Source organism: Legionella quateirensis (genome assembly GCF_001467955.1).
GTDB classification, from domain to species: Bacteria; Pseudomonadota; Gammaproteobacteria; order Legionellales; family Legionellaceae; genus Legionella; species Legionella quateirensis.
The window spans coordinates 76,379-96,019 of sequence record NZ_LNYR01000001.1 but is presented as its reverse complement, the minus strand read 5'-3'; the positions used below and the strand labels follow the sequence as shown (position 1 = coordinate 96,019).

Below are 19,641 nucleotides of genomic sequence, written 5' to 3'. Positions count from 1 at the left end.
ACCTTAATAATCGCGTAAAAAATAAACAAATACCAACCTAATATTGGTCAGACTAAATAATTGTTGTGCAATATGAATCAGATATACAGCTCTTGAATAAATCCGGTTCCCAATTTCAGCTTTTAGGAATATTGAGTTGATCCATGACCTGACATTTGATCTGAAAATCATCATAGCAGTTTTTCCAGAGAAACAGAATGTGCCTGACTCGCAATTTATGAATTAAACGCAAAGAGAATCATCAAGTCGGATTGTTAAAATAATAGACTCCATTTAGCATGGGTATAGCATCCGTTTTAATTAATCCTGGCATATTTATATCCATTAAATCAGTTTCAGAAGCGTGAAAATCGAGAATACCTACTTCTTCAACCTGTTCAGGAGTTATTTGCATACCAAACTTCTTTATAATATAAGGCAAACCTTCTGAACCCAAGGGGGAATCATTATCACTAATATGAAAATGCAAATGTGGTCCCATGGAATTGCCTGAATTACCCAGTGCCGCAATAAGTTGCCCCTGATAGACCTTATCACCGGCCTTTACGGTCATACTGTCCGGTTTGAGATGACAATAGTGGGCATAGTGGCCATTGCTCATTTCGACCGTAATTTCATTTCCGCAGGCATTATCAACATTTTGTACTTCTATAGGTATTTGGCCTGGGGCATTATCAAGGAACTCATTTCGAACCCGGGTAATTGTTCCGTCTGTTGCCGAATAAATATTCACGCCATAATCCAAATAATTTTCATTTAATTGCCGATCAGTACCCGGCATAAATACATTCCCTTTTTGGTCAATTCGAACCCAATCTATAGCAAATCTTTGTGCAATATAATAACTCCCATGTACTTTTAAATAGGCGAATCTATGACTGCTCAATAAGCCAGGGCCATTACTGGCAAGCCAGCCGCCTCCCTGCACGGGTGAACTGATCACGTCAACAGGAACCTTACTTCGCTTCACAATGGCATCTTCAAATTCTATAGTGTGTTCCGGATATTCTTTATCAATAAAACTCAAGCGATGAATCAGTTTTGACGAAATTTCGGCATTATTGGCTTGTGATGTATAAAGAAACGCGACCATTTGACCGTCATGATCCAATTCAGTTGTATTGATAATCACTCCGTCTGGCTTAATCATATAGACCAATGGTTTAAGTGCATCGCCATCATATGATGTAATGAGTTTATGGGTTTTCTTATTCAGGATCTCAATTTTTTTTAAGGTATACTGATGCCCCTTTTTTATTTTTTTTGGCTTTATGACTAATTCATAAACCTGATGATAGTTATTATCAGAACCCAATACACTCGTCGGTTTAATCGTGCTCTTCACTTTAACAAAGGCAGAAAAAGACTGAGGGATCAATAAAAAAAACAGGGCAAAAAATCCAGCAATAAATCGCATATCATCTCACATCGAATGTTCAGTAATCACAATCTGCGCAATAATAGGCAAATCAACTCATGCAATACAATCAACCATTGGGCAAAATGCACACTTGATTGTTTCCGAACTGTGTCGGATACACATCAGATAATCCACCAGCAGGCGCCTTTTTAAAAAAATTCAAGCGTGATTGTACAACAGCACGTTGCTTTTTAGTAACCGTCTGTTGCGCATCCTCATCGAATTGCATTCTGTTACTTATCATTTCAATTGCCAGTTCATGATCATTTTTAATCGCGTGATCCAGAGCAGTAAAACCATTTTTATCTTCAATTGTCAGAGAAGCTCCATTATTAAGCAACAATCGGAATAATTTTCTTTCATCGGTAATCATTGTCGACTTACAGGCATACATTAAGGGTGTCTTTCCCTTGATATCCAAAGGATTGATATTAATCCCGGTGATGTGCAACAAATCTTCAACTATACCCCAGCCCCCATACCTGCACGCAATATGAAGCAAGGTTGCCAAATCCTTTTTACGTTGTTTATTAATATGTTGCGCTATTGGTGTAAGCATGGCTTTGACGACTTCTCTTCGGCCTGAATAAATTGCCATTAAAACAGGTGAGTTATCATTCATGTAATTATTAGAAAAAACGGACCATTTTGCTTTAAGACATTTTTTAACCGTAGGTATGTCCCCCTGTAAAGCCGCCATAGCAAAAAAAGATATTTTTTCGATATAAGGAGTGCGTTGATATACCGGAAATACTGGAAACTTATTTTCTAATCTGGAGATTAATCCAGGTGGAATTTTCAGTGCGATGAAATCGGTATTAACCGTAAGCCTTCGTATCAAAGGACCGGATGCGCTCACTCGATACAACTCATTAACCAGACCTTGGGCATCAAATTCAAAATACGGTTTATTGATATCTTGCCTATATAAATCATTTATATTTATAAATCGCCAGAGTCTCCCTGCACGTTTGAATCCCATAGCATGATCAGAAGTACTGATAATTACAGCTACATTTTCGGTTAATTTTGATTTAGCCAGCAAGGTAAAATATTCTCTTGCTTCTTGCCTGGAGCCAAAAGTATGTGTTTTATAAAATACCTGCCTGACACCGGAACCCTCTTGTTTAATACGTCTCAGGATGGAATTAATATCGGATTGCCAAACCAGTTTCCCATATTTATTCTTGTATGCAATCGGATCTTGGGCAATGCAAATTTTTTCACAGATCTCAGGTAATGTGGTAATCAGCAGCTCTTCTTCTGAAATATAATGAAATTCGTGTTTTTTTTGCTTGATACGCTCAAGTACAACGGGCAAATCAGACTTATGACTACGAAGTAAATGAAGTTGTCGATAAAATATATCTTCTTTACTCTCAGCAACGGCTAGTGCCCAGTTAAGACTAAAGCCATAACATACCCCCTCAAACTCCGGATGAGAGAGTTTGGTTAGGAGCGTTGTTATTTCATCATGCTCTAAAGTGTCAGGATTGAACGAATTTCCCAGTTGAAACCCGGCATACCCCAGACATTTAGCGACTACATGATACAGTACGAAAACCCCAATGAACAAAAGCATACATAAAACGACATACATGTCTAAAATCTCTTACTATCCTTAGTAAATAAACAGTATACGGTTAATTAATAAGCTTCGTCGATAGGCTCATTTAATCACTTCATAATTCATTAGAACTCGAACAGAGCCAACACGAGGTGAAGAGATAAACACTCGCCAATATCATCCCTCAAAGTGCTTCATAAAATTAGATAACACACTATTCAAATCAACAACTCCAAACGTAAAGGATGATTTAACCGTACATTCTTTTTGTTCACCTCAGAGGATACTGGCATTTTCTGGATTCAATTCAGTACAACACTCAGTTGAACTACTTGCTTCAGGAGTTAAATCGGTATCGCTCGATGAATGTTGAGTCACTTCAGATCTAAAAAAAGAGCCACTGGATGTACTAAATGACAAATCTGGCCTACTTTTCAACTTGCTTATTAGAAACATCATTATTAGCGTTTCGGACGTTCCAAAGCGGACCAGAGAGCTGTTGAATCGTACAGAATTCAGTTGTAACTGTTCTCCTACTGATGTTGGGGTATGATCCTCGATCTTAAACACGTGTTTCGGTTTACCCGACACCAGATCGGTATGAATGGCCAAAGCGGGATTTAACAATTGAATGTTATCCAGGACTTGATTTGAATTTGATCGTTCCCCTTCCGATCGCAAATAAGAGACAATATTTGAAGGATAAGCGTAAATTACATCTACCCCAATAAACTTCAAAATATTCTTTACTTTAATCATCACATCACGATCAACCCATGATTGAGCAATAACGGTGGTTCCGCCAATTACCCTCTGTAGTTTCTTAAAACCATAGCTATTAAATAATTGCTTCAGATAATCGAATTCTTTTGATTTCAAACCTGATCTGTTGCATTTGCTCGTTTCGATATATCGATCCAGTTCAGCAAGAAAATGTTCTTCACACTCAGAATGATTCATCAAATCTCGAGCCTTTCGCCAAAAATCGACTACATATTTACTGTTATCAATAATAATCAATTTGGGAAAACCACTGCTTAATTGGCATGCAATTTCCACAGAACGCATGCCCGATATAGCAACTAATGCGATTTGCTCTTTGCTTGTATGATGAGGCAAGTCGGTGATCTCAGGATCATTCCCTTTGATCAAAACATTAAAGGGCTTCAAATATTGTGACGCTATTTGAGTAATTGCATAAGATTTTCTGGAGAAAAAACCCCTATACGCTGTTTGTATTTTGACGGCAGCCGCCTCTTCAAGTAAAAGGCCATCAGTTTTAGAACGTCCCATATTGCTTTCCAAAAAGTCATTATGGACAAAATATAAAGAACCATTATTAAGGATTTATTAGATGTGACTATTAAAAATTAATAGTGACTATATAAAATATTAATAACTTTATAACCAGGCATCTTTTCAACATTTAATCTTAAGATTGGGATCCAGACACGAGATCCATTATAAATGCTCCTTGCACATGTACCCGTATAAGTAGCATTGTTTTGCCTCTCTATGCTATAGTGCCTATTTTTTCCGGGTACTCTATTATTATGTTTGATAACTTAACCGAACGTTTGACCCGCACCTTTAAAAATCTGCGTGGACAGGGTCGTTTAACCGAAGACAATATTCAACAAGCCTTGCGCGAAGTCAGACTTTCACTGATTGAAGCAGATGTAGCCCTGCCGGTTATTAAAGATTTTATCGAACAAGTAAAAGAGAAAGCCCTTGGCCAGGAAGTATTGACCAGTTTAAACCCTGATCAGGCTTTTATTAAAACCGTTCATGATGAATTAATCCATGTCATGGGCGATGAACGTGCTGAACTTGATTTCAAAACTCAGCCTCCTGCAATATTCCTGATGGCCGGTTTACAGGGTTCGGGTAAAACCACAAGTACCGCTAAACTTGCCCGCTATTTAAAAGAAACCGAAAATAAGAAAGTAATGCTGGTCAGCGTTGACGTTTATAGACCTGCAGCGATACAACAATTAAAAGTTTTGGCAGAACAAATTGATGTTGCATTTTTTCCAGCTGAAACCAATGAGCAACCCATTGCCATTGCTCAAAAAGCATTAGAAAGCGCTAAAAAGCAATACATGGATGTTCTTATTATCGATACTGCAGGACGGATGCATATTGATGCAGAAATGATGGCTGAAATTAAAGCATTACATCACTCTGTAAATCCGATTGAAACGTTATTTGTTGTTGACAGTATGACTGGTCAAGATGCAGCTAATACGGCAAAAGCATTCCATGAGGCACTGCCTTTAACCGGGGTGATCCTTACCAAAACGGACGGTGATGCCCGAGGTGGTGCCGCATTATCAGTAAGACAAATTACCGGACAACCGATAAAATTTATTGGCAGCGGGGAAAAAGTAGAGGCGTTAGAGCCATTTCACCCGGAACGTATCGCTTCAAGAATACTAGGTATGGGCGATATTCTGACCCTTATTGAAGAAGTTGAACGCAAAGCAGATAAACAAGCCAGTGAAAAACTGGCTAAAAAGTTAAAGAAAGGAAAGGGATTTGATTTAGAAGATTTTAAACAACAACTGTTGCAAATGAACAACATGGGCGGCATTGCAGGAATGATGAGCAAGCTACCAGGAATGGGTCAAATGCCCCAACAGGCAATGAAACAAGTCAATGACAAAGCCATGGCGCAAACTGTAGCCATCATTAACTCAATGACGCCGAAAGAAAGACGAATTCCCAAAATAATTGTCGGATCACGAAAAAAACGCATCGCCATGGGTTCGGGAACCCAAATTCAGGATGTAAATCGATTGTTAAAACAATTTGAACAAATGCAAAAGATGATGAAAAAATTTTCCAAGCCTGGCGGAATGCAGAAAATGATGCGAGGCCTTGGGGGAATGGCTGGAATGAAAGACATGTTTCCAGATGATTTAAAGTAATTGTTTTTATTACAATATTAAAATTTAGAGAACGAACATCCTATCAATAATGGTCGTTCACTTCGAAGAGATATTGGGTTAAAAAATAAATTAAAAGAATTACTTCACATGTTGAGTTAATTTTCGTACAATACTCGGCATTTTTATGTAACCACTCTAAAGTAGAGGAAAACAATGGTCGTTATACGTTTATCACGAGGCGGCGCCAAAAAGCGTCCTTTTTATCACATGGTAGTAACAGACAGCCGCAAACGTCGCGATGGTAATTACATTGAGCGTATTGGTTATTTTAACCCTGTTGCGCGAGGACAAGAAGTACGTCTGCACGTTGAAATGGAAAAATTAGCCCATTGGCAAAGTGTTGGTGCACAATTATCTGATCGCGTCAGTGCATTGATAAAAGAATTTAATAAGAAATCTGAGACAGCTGCTTAATAACGTGAATAATCAGGCAAACTGGATAGTATTAGGCCGTTTCGGCCGCCCTCATGGTATTAAAGGCTTTGTTACGGTTCATTCCTTCACAGATCCGCGAGATAATATTCTGAGATATACAGACTGGCATGCCTTTTTAAATAATCAGTGGCAACCTGTTAAGCTATTATGCATCGAAGTACATAACAAAGCCATAATAGCTCAAATAGAAGGTTATCCTGATCGTGAGCTGGTTTCTCGACTTACCAATATAGAAATTGCTGTTCAAAAAGAACAGCTTGCTGCATTAGAACCAGGTGAGTATTATTGGCACCAGCTGGTAGGCATGAAGGTGATAAACCAACAAGGCATACCCTTTGGAGTTGTAACTGAAGTGATGCCGACTGGCTCTAATGATGTATTGGTAGTCCAAGGTGAAAAAAGGCATTTAATACCTTATTTACCGGGGCAATTTATAATGGATATCAATGACACCGAAAACGTCATTACTGTCGACTGGGATGTGGATTTTTAAGTGGTTCTGCATCTGGGTGTAATCAGTTTGATTCCAGAAATAATGGATGGATTAAACTACGGAATTACCGGTAGGGCAATTGAACAGAAGCTGGTACACATTGCGCACTGGAATCCACGTGATTGGTCATCCAGACCCTACAGACAAGTAGATGATAAGCCTTATGGTGGTGGACCAGGAATGGTCATGATGTATGAACCACTGCATGCGGCAATTCTGCATGCACGCAGCCAAATGCCAGGTAACTGCAAAACGATTTACTTAAGTCCTCAGGGTAAAGTAATCCGTCAAGCCGACTTAAACCAGGTGGCAAATGAAAGGCAACCCCTGCTATTTATAGCAGGACGATATGAAGGAATTGATGAGCGTATCATTAGTCATCATGTGGATGAGGAATGGTCGCTTGGGGATTTTGTATTAAGTGGCGGTGAATTGGCTGCCATGGTGTTTATTGACGCCATAACTCGCTTGATACCCGGTAGTCTTGGGCATCTTGGTTCAGCAGAGCAAGATTCATTCATGAATGGATTACTCGACTGTCCTCATTATACCCGGCCTGCAACCATAAACGGTATGGATGTACCTCCTGTTTTATTAGGTGGGAACCATAGGGATATAGAGCGATGGCGAAGAAAACAATCCCTGGGTAAAACCTGGCTTAAACGTCCGGATTTACTGGAGCACATGCAGTTGAATGAAACCGACAGGCAATTGCTTGCAGAGTTTCAGGAAGAGCATCGTTTACCACCGAATTAAAGGTAGTAAACAGGCAGATTTCAGAGCATCCAAGAATCAGATGCTTAATAGTTATAAATGCGAACACGGTGATTCCTGTTGAGGATAAACCAATTTTAGGAGTAGTCCATGACTAATATTATTGACCAATTAAATGCTGAGCAAATGCAAGGCAAGGAAATTCCTGAGTTTAATCCAGGTGACACTGTTCTTGTTCAAGTTAAAGTAATTGAAGGTACTCGTGAACGTTTACAGGCTTTCGAAGGTATCGTTATAGCCAAGAGAAATCGTGGTTTGAATTCCGCGTTCACTGTTCGCAAGATTTCTCACAACGTTGGTGTTGAGCGTGTGTTCCAAACATACAGCCCAATCGTAGACAGTATCACTGTTAAACGCCGTGGTGATGTACGTCGTGCAAAACTGTATTACTTACGTAACCTTGCTGGTCGTGCTGCTCGTATTAAAGAAAAACTGTCTGGTAAAAAAGGCGATTAATTCTTGAATTCAAAGCTCGTCATGTCTATTTTTACTACCCCGTGGGGTAGACTTGAAGTAGCACATGATGAGCATTTTGTTTTTAATGCCTCATTCACTCAAAAATCAGGTAGCCCTGCTAATACCAATCTGGCTCACGTAATTGGTGAGGAACTTGAAGCCTATTACGCTGATCCACATCATCGATTTCATTTGCAATTAAAACCTAAAGGCAGTCTATACCAACTGAACGTTTGGAACGCCCTTCTGGTCATTCCTGTCGGTCGGACATTAACCTATGGAGAATTAGCGATCAAGCTTCAAAGCAGCCCCAGAGCCATAGGTCAGGCCTGCAAACGCAATCCACTGGCTTTATTTATCCCTTGTCACCGAGTTGTTGGAAAAGATAATCTTGGGGGATACATGGGTAATCCTGAATCCATTTCATATAAAGAAGCCTTGCTCGCTCATGAAGCTGGCATTTAAAGAATTCACAAACTAATTCATTTTAGGGGTATTTGAAGTATCATCAGTAATAGCCAGTGTAGTGCTGGGTTGCAAGATGCTAAAGAATTTTAATCCATAAGTTACAGCCATTTTCCAGATATTGGCGACGAAGGAATAAGAGGAAAGTTTGTTTAGATATTCTTCCTCAAAATCGGCAGGATTCATTGCCCATAATTGAGTGACATACACTCCAATCCCTTCTTTAACCTCTTCAGTATATTCCATTCGTTCATTTAAATAATGTGCCAGACTTTTAAGCATACTTATTCTTGATACACGTAACTGATCCTCTGCAATTGGAGTATTTTCAAGGACGGAGATATAGTCTTCGGTTAAATATCTGTATTGAGTAACTGAATTTATTTGTTCAAAAGCTTGAGCTACAACTTTTCTATCGATGATTTCTTGATAATGCGTCAATTTACTGATTTCTATTTGTTGTTGCTCAGCAAATTGTGTTTTATCCATAAGAGCACTCTGTTTCTGCATCAATTGACACACTTCCTTGCCCGTCAATGTTCCTTTTTTCAAAAAATTACTCTGAGTATGTGTACTCTGATAGACCATACAACTAATAAGCGCAAGAGATAAGGAAATAAAGGCATAAGATAAACCAGCTCTTATTGGACTTGAATCCAAATCATGAACAACAGTCAATACAGCCATGTGTTTTATATCTTCCTCACAAAAACCATTATTCAACCATTCAAAAATGATTAAAGGAAGGGTTTCATCTGCACCAATAGTATATTTGGGGTCTGCATAATGCTGTGCGATGAATTGAGGCCATTCCAAAAAACGAAGGTAGTTACCGTTACGCAGAGCCTGGAGATATTCAATACTGGAAGAAAGCATACCTATCGACCTTTGGATTTAACTTACTGAATATATATCATTAAATTCAAAAAAAATCTTGTGAAACATAATTTCATTCCCATTAACCTCTTGTATTCCAGATTTAACCTATACTTAAAATAAAATAATATGCCAGTGGAGATAAGAAATGAATAATAAATGGCTTGTACTCATCATGTTATCAGTATTACCAACCAGTATTGCACTGGCTAACTGTGACTTAACAAGATTTCGCTGGGATTGTGATCTGCCAGTACAGGTTAAACCAAGACCAGGCGCAACGTCATTAGTATATTGCGGCAACTCCTACGGATACATTACAAAACAAGAATACGATATCCTGGCTCGATACCAACGCGCCAGTGTCAATATGGTTCTAGACATCAATGGGGAATACATTGATAGCCCATGTGTAGGAGCAGAACGTTAACCTAACAAGTACTTAAGCGTCACTATCCTTACAGTTACTTCATTTAAACAGAATGATGAAGGTTTTAAATATTCTGACTAAAAAGACTTTGAATTAATGGAATAGTTTAAATCATAACCAAATAAATACATTAGTACGAAGTGAACTCGGTTGATGCGGTGCATGTCTGCAGTTACAGCGGCAATTTTCAGATCATGGATATTATTATAAACAATATCCAGAACATGATGGCTTTCATGTTCATTTGCGCCAATTGCCTTAGTATTAACTGGTAAATGATTAACAATTAAACTATAAGTAACAACACCCATTCCATAGTCCAAATAATTTTATTAAATGTCACGTATTGGTATTCATGCTTTTATGGGCTCTTATGGCTGTAGATGCTCTTAATATCCTTCGAGTGGATTAGCCTCTCACGGACTGAAGTTAAGCTCCTTTTTGTAATGCCCTAAACCGTTCTTACATTACTAACTACAGTTTATGTTGCTGAAGCCAATATTCAAGCAAACCAACTTGCCAGAGTTTAGAAATACCTGAAGGTGTAAAGTTCTTTGCTGAGTTTGAAAATAAGTTTTGAACTGCTTTTAAATTAAAAATACCCCTGTGCTTTATGTTTTCAGGAGAAAGTACTTCACGCATTAACTCCAAAGTAGTTCCCTCTAAATATTTCAATGCTGGAACAGGAAAATATCCTTTAGGACGATCTACAATTTGTTTAGGAAGCATTTTCCTTCCAAGCTGTTTTAAAATATATTTACCCCCTTGAGGTAATTTATACTGAAGTGGCATAGTGCTTGCAATCTTAAGCATTTCTTCATCCAAAAAGGGTACTCGTGCTTCGAGACTTGCTGCCATGGTCATATTATCAACTCGACTTAAAGGGCCATTTGCTAATGCAAAAGTACTTTCATATTTAAGTAAATTATCAATTGGGTTTTTAGAATTATTTTTTTCACAAAGTTTAATTAAAAAATCCCACGCATGAAATGTTGTTTGAAGTTCTGGCATTACAAGTTGCTGGTATTCTTTAAAGGAACGATCAGCTACCTTGTTAAAAATTATTTGCGCTGATTGTGATGGTAAAACCGGATTTAAATGTATCTTTTGAAACCAATGATAACCCGCAAAAATCTCGTCTGCGCCTTGACCTGAAAGGACTACTTTTACATGTTTGGCAACCTCATGAGAAAGAAGATAAAAACCAATATTGTCATGACTCAACATAGGTTCTGACATTGCAGAAATACAATTTCCCAATGAATAGGCTAGCTGTTTATTTGATATAGACATTTGTTGATGCTGTGTATTAAATTTTGAAGCAATTAGATTCGAATATAGGAATTCATCACCTTGTTCTCCATTTACCCCATCAAACCCAATAGAAAATGTTTGAATTTCTTTATATCCAAGTTTGGACGTCATTGCCACAAGTAATGAAGAATCTAATCCTCCGGAAAGTAAGATACCTACAGGAACATCTGCTGCCAATTGACGATGAGTTGCTGAGTGTAATGCCTCGTAAGTTTCTTTTACCCAATAATTTTCATCTCGATAATGTTCTGCTTTTGTATTATCAAATTTTAAATCCCAGTAACTCTCTTCTTCAATTTTTCCATCAGGATAAACGGTCATGAGGGAACCAGGAGCAAGTTTTTTCACACCAGACAGGATAGTAAGTGGTTCAGGAACTGCATGGAAGGTTAGATAATAATGAAGTGCAATTTTATCAATTGATGTATCGATATCACCAAACTCAATTAATGCAGGTAAAGTGGATGCAAATCTGAATCCATGACTTGTAGTAATATTATAATAAAGAGGTTTAATACCTAGTCGATCGCGTGCAAGGATCAATTTACCCGTTCTTTGTTCCCAAATTGCGAAAGCAAACATACCACTTAAACGATGAACGCAATTTTTACCCCAGGCATGATAGGCTTTAAGAAGTACTTCTGTATCACTGTTGGAAATAAAAGAATAACCTTTAGATTTCAGTTCTTGACGTAACTCTACGAAATTATAGATTGCTCCATTAAAAACCAATGCTAAGCCTAAATCTGAATCAACCATGGGTTGCATTCCGCGAGTAGAAAGATCAAAAATTTTAAGTCTTCTGTGCCCAAGCGCTATACTTTTCGTAAGGTATATTTGACCATCATCTGGACCACGGTTAAACTGCCTATGCAAGGCCTTCTCTAAGCTAAAAAGAGGAATATTTTTTTTATTGAACTGGAATTCACCGGCTATTCCACACATAGTCTACCCTCCTTTTATAATTTAGAAGTTAAATCCATAGGTTTACTCACCGTTGCATCAACGGTTTTCAAAGGTTTAAAAAATAATAGACGTGGTTGGTCGCCGAACTTAGTAAACTCCTCTTGTTCCTGGTTTTTTAATGTTTTCTGCAAAATTCTTTTTGAACCTTCATTTGATGGATGTACTGTAGCAACAATTTCTTTAATGTTCTTTTCTAAGGTTTCATCCTCACTTTCAGAAATAATGTGTTTTATAAACTTTTTCCCCAAGATTGCAATTTCAGTCCCGTAACCTTTTCCCCAAAAAGCTTGATCAATAATATAAGCAATTTCACCTACATTTTGATGGCCGACTCCTATATTGGAGAAATCATCTAAAGAATGCTTTATGTAGAGATAACCAATAAATTCTTGAGTAGTTGAATGGTAAATTGAAAGCACGGAGAATTTGTTGCCAGAGTTCCAACGTTTTGTTTCATCTTGTATGAACTCTTTTACGGCAGAAGGCTCCCAGGCCTTACCTTCACCAAACATTCTTGTATTTTCAGGATTCTCTAAAAGGGGAGTATATTTATCGATTAAAAAACTTTCTTCATCTTGGTTAAGAGATCTGGCCTCCAACCTGTTCGAACAAATTGTATACTGATTCAATTCGCTTTTGATGATGACATTACCCAATTTTTTTGATGTATAGGTTACTTGTTTCATTGATGTCTTCCTCGAATTGTTTTTTATTAAATAGTGGTTAGCGTCAATTAGGGGGATATAACAGATTCACGTCTGTATAGAGGTGTTTGCAGTAAAAATTCGCTGACATTGTGTTTTACAATATCTTTAAAACAATGATTGTGAGCAAATACTTTGCGTTGTCGCTCAGAACTTGTCCCTGAATCCATAATCACTTTTAGAGTAGAATAATAAGTTTGATAGCCCAACTGTTGGATGTATGGGTTTAATTTTTCAATCCATTCATTGATATCTTCGCGCATCAATTTGGTTTTACCTTCAGTATTCATTACTAGTTCGGCATCCAATCCATAACGAATGGCTCGCCATTTATTTTCTCGAGAAAGCCAATAAGGGGGATAGGCAACTGACTCAAGCCAACTTCCATTATCAGCAAACCAATGGGCAAGAGTATGAATCAAGGCAACTAAAGCAAGTGTTTCTGATAAAGTGGCTGCGCCATCACAAACACGAATTTCTAATGTTCCAAAACCAGGGCTTGGCCTTAAATCCCACCATAAGTCTTTAAGTGATTTAATCGAACCGCATAATTTTAATGACTTATATAAATGCTCAAAATCCTGCCATGTTCGGACATGATAAGGTTGTCCTGCAGTAGGTAACGCTTCATAGGTAGTAGGTCTACAAGAGGCAAGCCCAGTATCTATTCCTTGCCAAAATGGAGAGCTTGAAGAAAGAGCTAATAAATGAGGCAAAAAATACATGAAAAAATTGTTAAACCGGATGCAGTCTTCTCCACTGGACATGCCAATGTGAACATGTAAGCCATAGACGCTCATACGCCGGGTAAGCCATTGATTACGATCAATTAACTCTTGATATCGAGCCGTAGGAGACACTACCCAATCGGAGTATTTAGAGAAAGGGTGAGAGCCGGTTGTAGAAAATAAAATCCCTAAATCCTTCGTCGCTAGTTGTAATGAAGCGAGTGTTGCATAAAGATCCTCCTCAACTTCTTGGGCAGTTAGACATTTACCCGTATTCACTTCTATAGTACTTAAATAAAATTCTTGTTTAATTTTTTCAAGATGAGCTGTAGCGCTAAGAACATCAGTAGCTCTTGAGCATAAGTTATAGTTTTTAGAATCAATGAGCTGGAGCTCAATTTCCACTCCTAATGTTAATACTCCATTACTATTAAAATAAATTTCTTCCTCTGCAGGGTCGCTGGTCAATTGCGATGCATTCTTGGTTGACTTTAAGCGTTTGTTAATTTGATTATCCATTCGACAATCCTCCTTTTGTTGATGATCTTTGAGAATTACTAATGTGACAGGCGTATTGAATATTAATTTCAATACTATTTTTGAGGATACTTCTATAGTTATATTGAATACTTGGATACAATAGTTAATGCCCTTAAATATCAATATCTGTTGATATGATTTGTACACAAAGTATTTGTCATATTAATGGGTAAATTAGTTCATTGCAACCGTTAATAGGTAAAGAATCATCCATGAGTGATATCAAGAATCAATCCCTAGAATACAAAATAACAGCTGCTCAACAGTCAGAACAGCGTTCTAAAAGCATCTTTCTTGCATTACGAAAGATTATGCAGCAGATGGATTATCATTCCAGAAGATTAAACAAATGCTATGGTTTGACTATCCCTCAAATAGTCTGTTTGTATGAAATTTATGAAAATGGAAGAATGACTATATCTTCTCTTTCAAAGAAAATTTATTTATCAATGAGTACTATTGTAGGAGTAATTGACCGTCTAGAAGAAAAACAATTTGTTAATCGAACACGTGATATTCAAGACCGCCGTATTATTTATATCGATATTACAGAAAAAGGGAAAGAGTTTGTTGCTGCTGCCCCTTATCTTCTACATAATAGATTGAACGATAACCTTCAGGTTTTAACTGAAGAAGAGCAAATTACTCTCGCTGATTCGATCAATTTATTAGTTAATCTCTTAAAAGACATATAGAAATCAAGGGTAATAATTATGAACAAAAATGCTTCTTGTCATGTATTTTCATCAACCCAGAAAAATACTTAACATCTCGCAAAGCGTACCAAATCAGATCTAAATAGCTCGCTCTACAAGCCTTGCTGAATAAGGGTTGTAGAGGATGATGCTGATAAACCTGCGCTAAATGGAATTAGCTCAACTATTTAAATAAACAGAAAATTCACACCACTATTTCAGTTTCTTCGATATAATACACTCATCTTCTTTTATTCAATCCATTTATGATCATTGAAATTGATGGCATTTCTATAGAAATATCCAGAAAACCAATTAAAAACATGAATCTTAGAATTTATCCCCCTGATGGATTGGTTAAAGTAAGTGCACCATTAAGGTACAGTGACCGCTTAATCAGACAACATCTCCAAGAAAAATGTGAGTGGATACGTGCCCAGCGTGAGCGTATTCGTGAACGGTCTTCATTTAAAGAAGAGAACCTGCAAACAGGAGAAACGATTGCATTTCAAGGAAAAAACTATTTATTAATTATTGAAGAACATCATGGCCCTTCCAAGATCACAGTGGATGGTGAACTGATTCATTTTTTTACTCAACCCCATACAACGTTAAACCAAAAACAAATCGTTCTTGATCGTTGGTATAGAAGAGAAATGGAATCACTACTTCCGGAGTTGATAAAACACTGGGAAACCATTATCAATGTGAGAATAACCGAGTGGGGTATAAAAAAAATGAAAACCCGATGGGGCTCATGCAATACACGGGCTCGTAGAATATGGTTAAATCTCAATTTAATTAAAAAGCCTTTAGTCTGTCTTGAGTATGTTCTTGTGCATGAACTGGTTCATCTTCTTGAAGCAAGCCACAACAAACGATTTTATGCGCTCATGACTCAATTTATGCCGCAATGGAGAGAGTACCAATATATTCTGGAAGGTAAAGCTTCTGCCAAATAAATCAGGGCTTAGGAACAACATCCAATCTCTTCATTAATAATTCCTTTCGTCTCGACTTTGGGGTTTTTAGCATAGACGTCAGGCTAAGGAATTACTGTATAAATAATAGCCAGGATGAAGTGTGACCTGCGTAATCCGGGAGTTCCCGCGAAGAGGACACCGTTTAAAAAGTACCATGCTGCACATAGGCTTCCCGGATTTCGCTATGCTTCATCCGGGCTACTTTTGATGTTCTCCTTATCCTGACCGGCTATGGTTTTTTTGTAAGTCCTTTAAATGCCTTTAAACGGCATTGGATACAAAGCTTGCATGAATTTTATCTTAGCGTAAAATTCTCGGCACAGATTGTTCTCAAGGTAAACACGTGCTTGATCCTGAATTAATTAGCCATAACATCAGTGTTCAGGGATATCATCTCATTGATGAATTCTTAACCCAAGATCACTACCAGGCATTAATCCATCACGCTCAAAACCTGCATCAACAAGGTGTATTTCGCAGTGCTCGAATTGGGCAAAAGGTTCAGGCTCATCATAATATTGCCATTAGAACGGATGAAATATGCTGGCTTGAGGAAGAGTCAACAGAGCGTTGCGTCCAAGCCTATTTGCAGCAGACGAATAAGCTGGCCTCGATCTTGAATCGGACTCTATTCCTGGGTCTCGCTGAATTTGAAACCCATTTTGCAGTCTATCAACCCGGAGCCTATTATAAAAAACACGTCGATCAGTTCGCCACCAATAAAACAAGAAAAATATCCTGTGTTTATTATTTAAATGAGCTCTGGCAAGAAGATTTTGGTGGGGAATTAATTCTTTATTCCAAAGAAGATCAACTTCTGCAAAAGGTGTATCCAAAAGGGAATCGTTTCATCTGCTTCAACAGTGAATTACCTCATGAAGTCTGTCTTACCCACCATACCCGCTACAGTATTACCGGATGGATGAAAACAGCCTCCACGAATATACCCTTTATCACCAATCTGAATCCTATCCTGACTCAGGATACTTAGGCGTGCACTGGCCAATCCGTATAGCCTTTGGCACCATTACCATACCACGTTTCCCTTGGGGCATCCGTTAATTCAGCACCAATCCTCAAGCGCTCAACCAAATCCGGGTTGGCGATAAAAGGCCGGCCAAAACAAATGAGATCTGCCAGATTTTCTGCACGCGCTTTTAGAGCCAACTCCAGGTCATATCCATTATTGGCAATATAAATCCCTTTATAAAGAGCTCGTAACGCGGCAAAACTGAAATTATCAGGAATGTTTCTAGGCCCAATCGTTTCTCCTTCAACACAATGAATATAAGACAAGCCATAATGATTTAATTGCTTCACTACATAAGAAAAGGTTTCCATTGGTGTGCTGTCATCAATATCATTAGCATGACTGACAGGAGACAGCCTGATCCCCACTCGATCTGATGGCCATACAGCAGTCAATGCTTCCACTACCTCAAGTAATAAACGTGCTCTATTTTCAATACTACCACCATAACTATCGGTACGTTTATTCGTTTTATCACTTAAAAATTGCTCCAGCAAATAACCATTGGCAGCATGAATTTCTATTCCATCAAAACCGGCTTGTTTGGCACATTGCGCGGCATGAACATACTGTTCCACTATGCCAGGCAGTTCATTGATCTCCAATGCTCTTGGCATAACAAAGTCTTTAAAACCTGTCTCAGTAAATGCCTTACCTGCTGGCTGTATTGCTGAGGGAGCAACGGGTAATTGATTATCGGGTTGCAAATCGGGATGAGAAATTCTACCAACATGCCATAATTGAGCAAAAATAAAGCCACCCTTTTTATGAACGGCTTCAGTTGTCAGCGTCCAACCCGCAGTTTGTTGTTCCGTATAGATACCCGGGGTAAAGGCATATCCTTTCCCTTGTTGAGAAATTTGTGTTGCTTCAGAAATAATTAAACCTGCTGAAGCACGCTGAGCATAGTACTCTGCATTCATCGCACCTTGAACATCACCCTTGCCGGCACGGCTGCGGGTCAAAGGAGCCATCACAATTCGATTCGCCAAAGTGAGGGAACCTAAGTGCATGGGTAAAAATAAATCGGTGTCCTGCCTATCCATTGATTTCACTAAAGTCTCCATTATCAGGTTTACAGTAATTAAGAAAAACCCCAGGATCACGGTAAATGAGCGTGTTAATGAGGGATATTAATGTAACTCATTGAACGAATTAAAAATCCTTTTAACAGCGATATGAGGGGTTTTTCGTAAGCCCTGCTTTTTTGTAACTAGGTTGTATTGACAATTCATCAGATTATTCTCAACGTCCCGCGAACAAGTCGCGGGACGTCGAAATCGGAATTGTCAACACAGCCTAATATATCATCGAACAAATTTATCTCATCACTTATTTTGTGTATTTTTTCTCACTAACGCGATTTAATTCGATCAAAGTGAAAATATTAATTCAAAATTATTGAGTTTTAAGATCAATTGATATTAAATGAATCACATCAGCTTCCAAGGATTAGGAGTTAAGGATGCCATTGAGCAAGGAATTTCTATTATCATTTAATAAATTTATCACCCATTACAAAAAAACGGGTGCTTCTTCAATGCTTGGGTCGCTTGGATGGGGAAAGGAACAAAATCATAGTGGCATATGTAGTTATATTGAAGAGATTTTAGCGCTTATATCACGCAATCAGGAAACATTTCATGACGCCAGCGTTATTGAATACATTACCATACCGATAAACCTCTCTGCCCCAACGAATCCTTATTTAGTTGACTGCTGGAGTAGATCGCTAATTGAATATAATTCAGCCGTAAAAGTCTATACGCCAATCAGCGCAATGAAAAATGACTCACCGATACACATCCAGATAGCGCTCGAAGGTACATCTTCTGAACGAATGATGCGAGATCTGCGCTTGGCATTAGATTCAACACAAAAATCTCAAGAATTTTCAAGAGTAGCGTATGTTTCTGAACTTGAATTATTAAAAAAACAAAATGAAGAATTAAAAAATCAAAATGCTCAACTTACTGCTGAAAATCTACATTTAAAAGAACAAGTTTATAATGACCAGCTATTCCGTTCGCTTCAGCCACAAATTTCTACAGCAAGGGAACAATTAACTTCTTTTGCTGAGTTACTTAATACTCTTCATGAAATTACCAGAGAAAGACCCAAAAGTTCTGATAAAATTACTCTTACCCCGGGTTCGATAGGCTCCAATGAGGCATTGATTAAAGCCACACCATCCATTCAACTGGATTCGCCAGTGCATGAAGTGGAACAGAAAAAACACTCCGTAACGCCTTCCCCAATACCACCTCATACGAACTCCATGCAATCATCTGAGTCAGATCCCGGCAGCATGTCCACATCAATTGTTGCAGAAGTACAAATTGAAGTATCGATTCCAAAGGTACCACCTAAAGCACCACCCAAAACTCCCCCACCGCCCCCCTCGGCATCGAATAAACCAGAAGAACCAAGTCGGGTATTTAACGGCGAAGGTTTTTTCAAAGAATTAAAAGATGAATTGGCCAAAAGAAACGGACAAAAAAACAAGGCATCTACATCGACACCCACTCCAGTTTCCGTAGAAAAAAAAAGCATGTAGGCAATCCGTTAATGGAAGCCTTATTCGAGGCATTAGAGAGCCGTAGACATGATCTGGGGGAATCTGAAACTGAATCTGATTCAGATTGGGATGGTGAATCTGATTCAGAATCGGATGATGAGTCAGATTCATTGAAAGCGACTTTAAAATAACTGAAATCAGGACTTCAAACCCTCCCGAATTGCTCATTCAAAAAATGAAATAGAAGACAGCTGTAGAATCATTATAATCATGTATAATGAACTTTTCATTTCATC

General features: G+C 38.1%; 21 protein-coding genes. 12 read left to right on the top strand and 9 right to left on the bottom strand.

Features of this window, described 5'->3' with window-relative positions; translation table 11 throughout:
- Nucleotides 1-241: 241 nt before the first annotated feature.
- The 3 genes from Lqua_RS00505 to Lqua_RS00495 all read right to left on the bottom strand — a co-directional run bounded on the left by Lqua_RS00505 (nt 242) and on the right by Lqua_RS00495 (nt 4,280).
- On the bottom strand, nt 242-1,417 hold the full coding sequence (locus Lqua_RS00505; protein WP_058472359.1) for a M23 family metallopeptidase: 1,176 nt from the start codon (nt 1,415-1,417) through the stop codon (nt 242-244).
- Nucleotides 1,418-1,487: 70 nt separating this feature from the next.
- The gene (gene ankG, locus Lqua_RS00500; RefSeq protein ID WP_065240127.1) at nt 1,488-3,020 is read right to left on the bottom strand and encodes a Dot/Icm T4SS effector AnkG/AnkZ/LegA7; all 1,533 of its coding nucleotides are present in this window, start codon (nt 3,018-3,020) and stop codon (nt 1,488-1,490) included.
- 243 nt (nt 3,021-3,263) lie between these two features.
- Nucleotides 3,264-4,280: an IQ calmodulin-binding motif-containing protein gene (locus tag Lqua_RS00495; RefSeq protein ID WP_058472358.1), complete on the bottom strand. Its 1,017-nt coding sequence runs from the start codon at nt 4,278-4,280 to the stop codon at nt 3,264-3,266.
- Between the two features lie 260 nt (nt 4,281-4,540).
- Here Lqua_RS00495 and ffh point away from each other — a divergent pair, with 260 nt between their 5' ends.
- From ffh to Lqua_RS00465, 6 genes are all read left to right on the top strand, one after another.
- Nucleotides 4,541-5,917: a signal recognition particle protein gene (gene ffh / locus Lqua_RS00490; protein ID WP_058472357.1), complete on the top strand. Its 1,377-nt coding sequence runs from the start codon at nt 4,541-4,543 to the stop codon at nt 5,915-5,917.
- A 174-nt stretch (nt 5,918-6,091) separates the two neighbouring features.
- A complete protein-coding gene (gene rpsP / locus Lqua_RS00485) occupies nt 6,092-6,352 on the top strand; it encodes a 30S ribosomal protein S16 (RefSeq protein WP_058472356.1) in 261 nt (86 codons plus the stop codon).
- A 4-nt stretch (nt 6,353-6,356) separates the two neighbouring features.
- Nucleotides 6,357-6,866, top strand: a complete 510-nt coding sequence (rimM, locus tag Lqua_RS00480; protein ID WP_058472355.1) for a ribosome maturation factor RimM — start codon at nt 6,357-6,359, stop codon at nt 6,864-6,866.
- Entirely contained in the window at nt 6,867-7,622 is a 756-nt protein-coding gene (gene trmD / locus Lqua_RS00475) for a tRNA (guanosine(37)-N1)-methyltransferase TrmD (RefSeq protein WP_058472354.1), read from the top strand. It abuts the gene before it with no gap.
- Nucleotides 7,623-7,730: 108 nt separating this feature from the next.
- On the top strand, nt 7,731-8,096 hold the full coding sequence (gene rplS, locus Lqua_RS00470) for a 50S ribosomal protein L19 (RefSeq protein ID WP_058472353.1): 366 nt from the start codon (nt 7,731-7,733) through the stop codon (nt 8,094-8,096).
- Between the two features lie 21 nt (nt 8,097-8,117).
- On the top strand, nt 8,118-8,561 hold the full coding sequence (locus Lqua_RS00465; RefSeq protein ID WP_058472352.1) for a methylated-DNA--[protein]-cysteine S-methyltransferase: 444 nt from the start codon (nt 8,118-8,120) through the stop codon (nt 8,559-8,561).
- A 12-nt stretch (nt 8,562-8,573) separates the two neighbouring features.
- On the opposite strand, the gene Lqua_RS00460 is transcribed toward Lqua_RS00465, so the two are convergent.
- Complete coding sequence (locus tag Lqua_RS00460; protein WP_058472351.1) at nt 8,574-9,437, bottom strand: helical bundle domain-containing protein; 864 nt, start codon at nt 9,435-9,437, stop codon at nt 8,574-8,576.
- A 148-nt stretch (nt 9,438-9,585) separates the two neighbouring features.
- Between Lqua_RS00460 and Lqua_RS00455 the strand changes: the two genes are divergently transcribed.
- The gene (locus Lqua_RS00455) at nt 9,586-9,867 is read left to right on the top strand and encodes a hypothetical protein (RefSeq protein ID WP_058472350.1); all 282 of its coding nucleotides are present in this window, start codon (nt 9,586-9,588) and stop codon (nt 9,865-9,867) included.
- Nucleotides 9,868-9,944: 77 nt separating this feature from the next.
- Here Lqua_RS00455 and Lqua_RS00450 read toward each other — a convergent pair whose 3' ends face one another.
- The 4 genes from Lqua_RS00450 to Lqua_RS00435 all read right to left on the bottom strand — a co-directional run bounded on the left by Lqua_RS00450 (nt 9,945) and on the right by Lqua_RS00435 (nt 14,098).
- A complete protein-coding gene (locus Lqua_RS00450) occupies nt 9,945-10,178 on the bottom strand; it encodes a Tn3 family transposase (RefSeq protein WP_058472349.1) in 234 nt (77 codons plus the stop codon).
- 163 nt (nt 10,179-10,341) lie between these two features.
- Nucleotides 10,342-12,126, bottom strand: coding sequence for an N-acetylglutaminylglutamine amidotransferase (locus Lqua_RS00445; RefSeq protein WP_058472348.1), 1,785 nt, complete (start codon nt 12,124-12,126; stop codon nt 10,342-10,344).
- Between the two features lie 14 nt (nt 12,127-12,140).
- A complete protein-coding gene (locus Lqua_RS00440; protein ID WP_058472347.1) occupies nt 12,141-12,833 on the bottom strand; it encodes a GNAT family N-acetyltransferase in 693 nt (230 codons plus the stop codon).
- A 47-nt stretch (nt 12,834-12,880) separates the two neighbouring features.
- On the bottom strand, nt 12,881-14,098 hold the full coding sequence (locus Lqua_RS00435; protein ID WP_058472346.1) for a carboxylate-amine ligase: 1,218 nt from the start codon (nt 14,096-14,098) through the stop codon (nt 12,881-12,883).
- A 233-nt stretch (nt 14,099-14,331) separates the two neighbouring features.
- Here Lqua_RS00435 and Lqua_RS00430 point away from each other — a divergent pair, with 233 nt between their 5' ends.
- The 3 genes from Lqua_RS00430 to Lqua_RS00420 all read left to right on the top strand — a co-directional run bounded on the left by Lqua_RS00430 (nt 14,332) and on the right by Lqua_RS00420 (nt 16,788).
- Nucleotides 14,332-14,814 carry a MarR family winged helix-turn-helix transcriptional regulator gene (locus Lqua_RS00430; RefSeq protein WP_058472345.1) on the top strand — a complete coding sequence of 161 codons (483 nt, stop codon included), beginning with the start codon at nt 14,332-14,334 and terminating at the stop codon, nt 14,812-14,814.
- Between the two features lie 266 nt (nt 14,815-15,080).
- Nucleotides 15,081-15,776 (top strand): M48 family metallopeptidase, encoded by a 696-nt coding sequence (locus tag Lqua_RS00425; RefSeq protein WP_058472344.1) that lies wholly within the window; start codon nt 15,081-15,083, stop codon nt 15,774-15,776.
- A 364-nt stretch (nt 15,777-16,140) separates the two neighbouring features.
- Entirely contained in the window at nt 16,141-16,788 is a 648-nt protein-coding gene (locus Lqua_RS00420) for a 2OG-Fe(II) oxygenase (RefSeq protein ID WP_058472343.1), read from the top strand.
- Here the strand turns inward: Lqua_RS00420 and Lqua_RS00415 are convergent.
- Entirely contained in the window at nt 16,785-17,873 is a 1,089-nt protein-coding gene (locus Lqua_RS00415; RefSeq protein WP_058472446.1) for an alkene reductase, read from the bottom strand. The two genes, Lqua_RS00420 and Lqua_RS00415, sit on opposite strands and share 4 nt — an antisense overlap.
- 419 nt (nt 17,874-18,292) lie before the next feature.
- Between Lqua_RS00415 and Lqua_RS00410 the strand changes: the two genes are divergently transcribed.
- Both Lqua_RS00410 and Lqua_RS18080 read left to right on the top strand, forming a co-directional pair.
- Nucleotides 18,293-19,384, top strand: coding sequence for a coiled-coil domain-containing protein (locus tag Lqua_RS00410; protein ID WP_058472342.1), 1,092 nt, complete (start codon nt 18,293-18,295; stop codon nt 19,382-19,384).
- Between the two features lie 11 nt (nt 19,385-19,395).
- Nucleotides 19,396-19,536 carry a hypothetical protein gene (locus tag Lqua_RS18080; protein WP_157076119.1) on the top strand — a complete coding sequence of 47 codons (141 nt, stop codon included), beginning with the start codon at nt 19,396-19,398 and terminating at the stop codon, nt 19,534-19,536.
- Nucleotides 19,537-19,641 lie beyond the last annotated feature (105 nt).

Excerpts from the sequence above, each read along its gene's own strand:
- Lqua_RS00505 (WP_058472359.1), bottom strand. The coding sequence starts at position 1,417 with ATGCGATTTATTGCTGGATTTTTTGCCCTGTTTTTTTTATTGATCCCT.
- ankG (WP_065240127.1), bottom strand. The coding sequence starts at position 3,020 with ATGTATGTCGTTTTATGTATGCTTTTGTTCATTGGGGTTTTCGTACTG.
- Lqua_RS00495 (WP_058472358.1), bottom strand. The coding sequence starts at position 4,280 with ATGGGACGTTCTAAAACTGATGGCCTTTTACTTGAAGAGGCGGCTGCC.
- ffh (WP_058472357.1), top strand. The coding sequence starts at position 4,541 with ATGTTTGATAACTTAACCGAACGTTTGACCCGCACCTTTAAAAATCTG.
- rpsP (WP_058472356.1), top strand. The coding sequence starts at position 6,092 with ATGGTCGTTATACGTTTATCACGAGGCGGCGCCAAAAAGCGTCCTTTT.
- rplS (WP_058472353.1), top strand. The coding sequence starts at position 7,731 with ATGACTAATATTATTGACCAATTAAATGCTGAGCAAATGCAAGGCAAG.
- Lqua_RS00465 (WP_058472352.1), top strand. The coding sequence starts at position 8,118 with ATGTCTATTTTTACTACCCCGTGGGGTAGACTTGAAGTAGCACATGAT.
- Lqua_RS00460 (WP_058472351.1), bottom strand. The coding sequence starts at position 9,437 with ATGCTTTCTTCCAGTATTGAATATCTCCAGGCTCTGCGTAACGGTAAC.
- Lqua_RS00455 (WP_058472350.1), top strand. The coding sequence starts at position 9,586 with ATGAATAATAAATGGCTTGTACTCATCATGTTATCAGTATTACCAACC.
- Lqua_RS00450 (WP_058472349.1), bottom strand. The coding sequence starts at position 10,178 with ATGGGTGTTGTTACTTATAGTTTAATTGTTAATCATTTACCAGTTAAT.
- Lqua_RS00445 (WP_058472348.1), bottom strand. The coding sequence starts at position 12,126 with ATGTGTGGAATAGCCGGTGAATTCCAGTTCAATAAAAAAAATATTCCT.
- Lqua_RS00440 (WP_058472347.1), bottom strand. The coding sequence starts at position 12,833 with ATGAAACAAGTAACCTATACATCAAAAAAATTGGGTAATGTCATCATC.
- Lqua_RS00435 (WP_058472346.1), bottom strand. The coding sequence starts at position 14,098 with ATGGATAATCAAATTAACAAACGCTTAAAGTCAACCAAGAATGCATCG.
- Lqua_RS00430 (WP_058472345.1), top strand. The coding sequence starts at position 14,332 with ATGAGTGATATCAAGAATCAATCCCTAGAATACAAAATAACAGCTGCT.
- Lqua_RS00425 (WP_058472344.1), top strand. The coding sequence starts at position 15,081 with ATGATCATTGAAATTGATGGCATTTCTATAGAAATATCCAGAAAACCA.
- Lqua_RS00415 (WP_058472446.1), bottom strand. The coding sequence starts at position 17,873 with ATGGATAGGCAGGACACCGATTTATTTTTACCCATGCACTTAGGTTCC.
- Lqua_RS00410 (WP_058472342.1), top strand. The coding sequence starts at position 18,293 with ATGCCATTGAGCAAGGAATTTCTATTATCATTTAATAAATTTATCACC.
- Lqua_RS18080 (WP_157076119.1), top strand. The coding sequence starts at position 19,396 with ATGGAAGCCTTATTCGAGGCATTAGAGAGCCGTAGACATGATCTGGGG.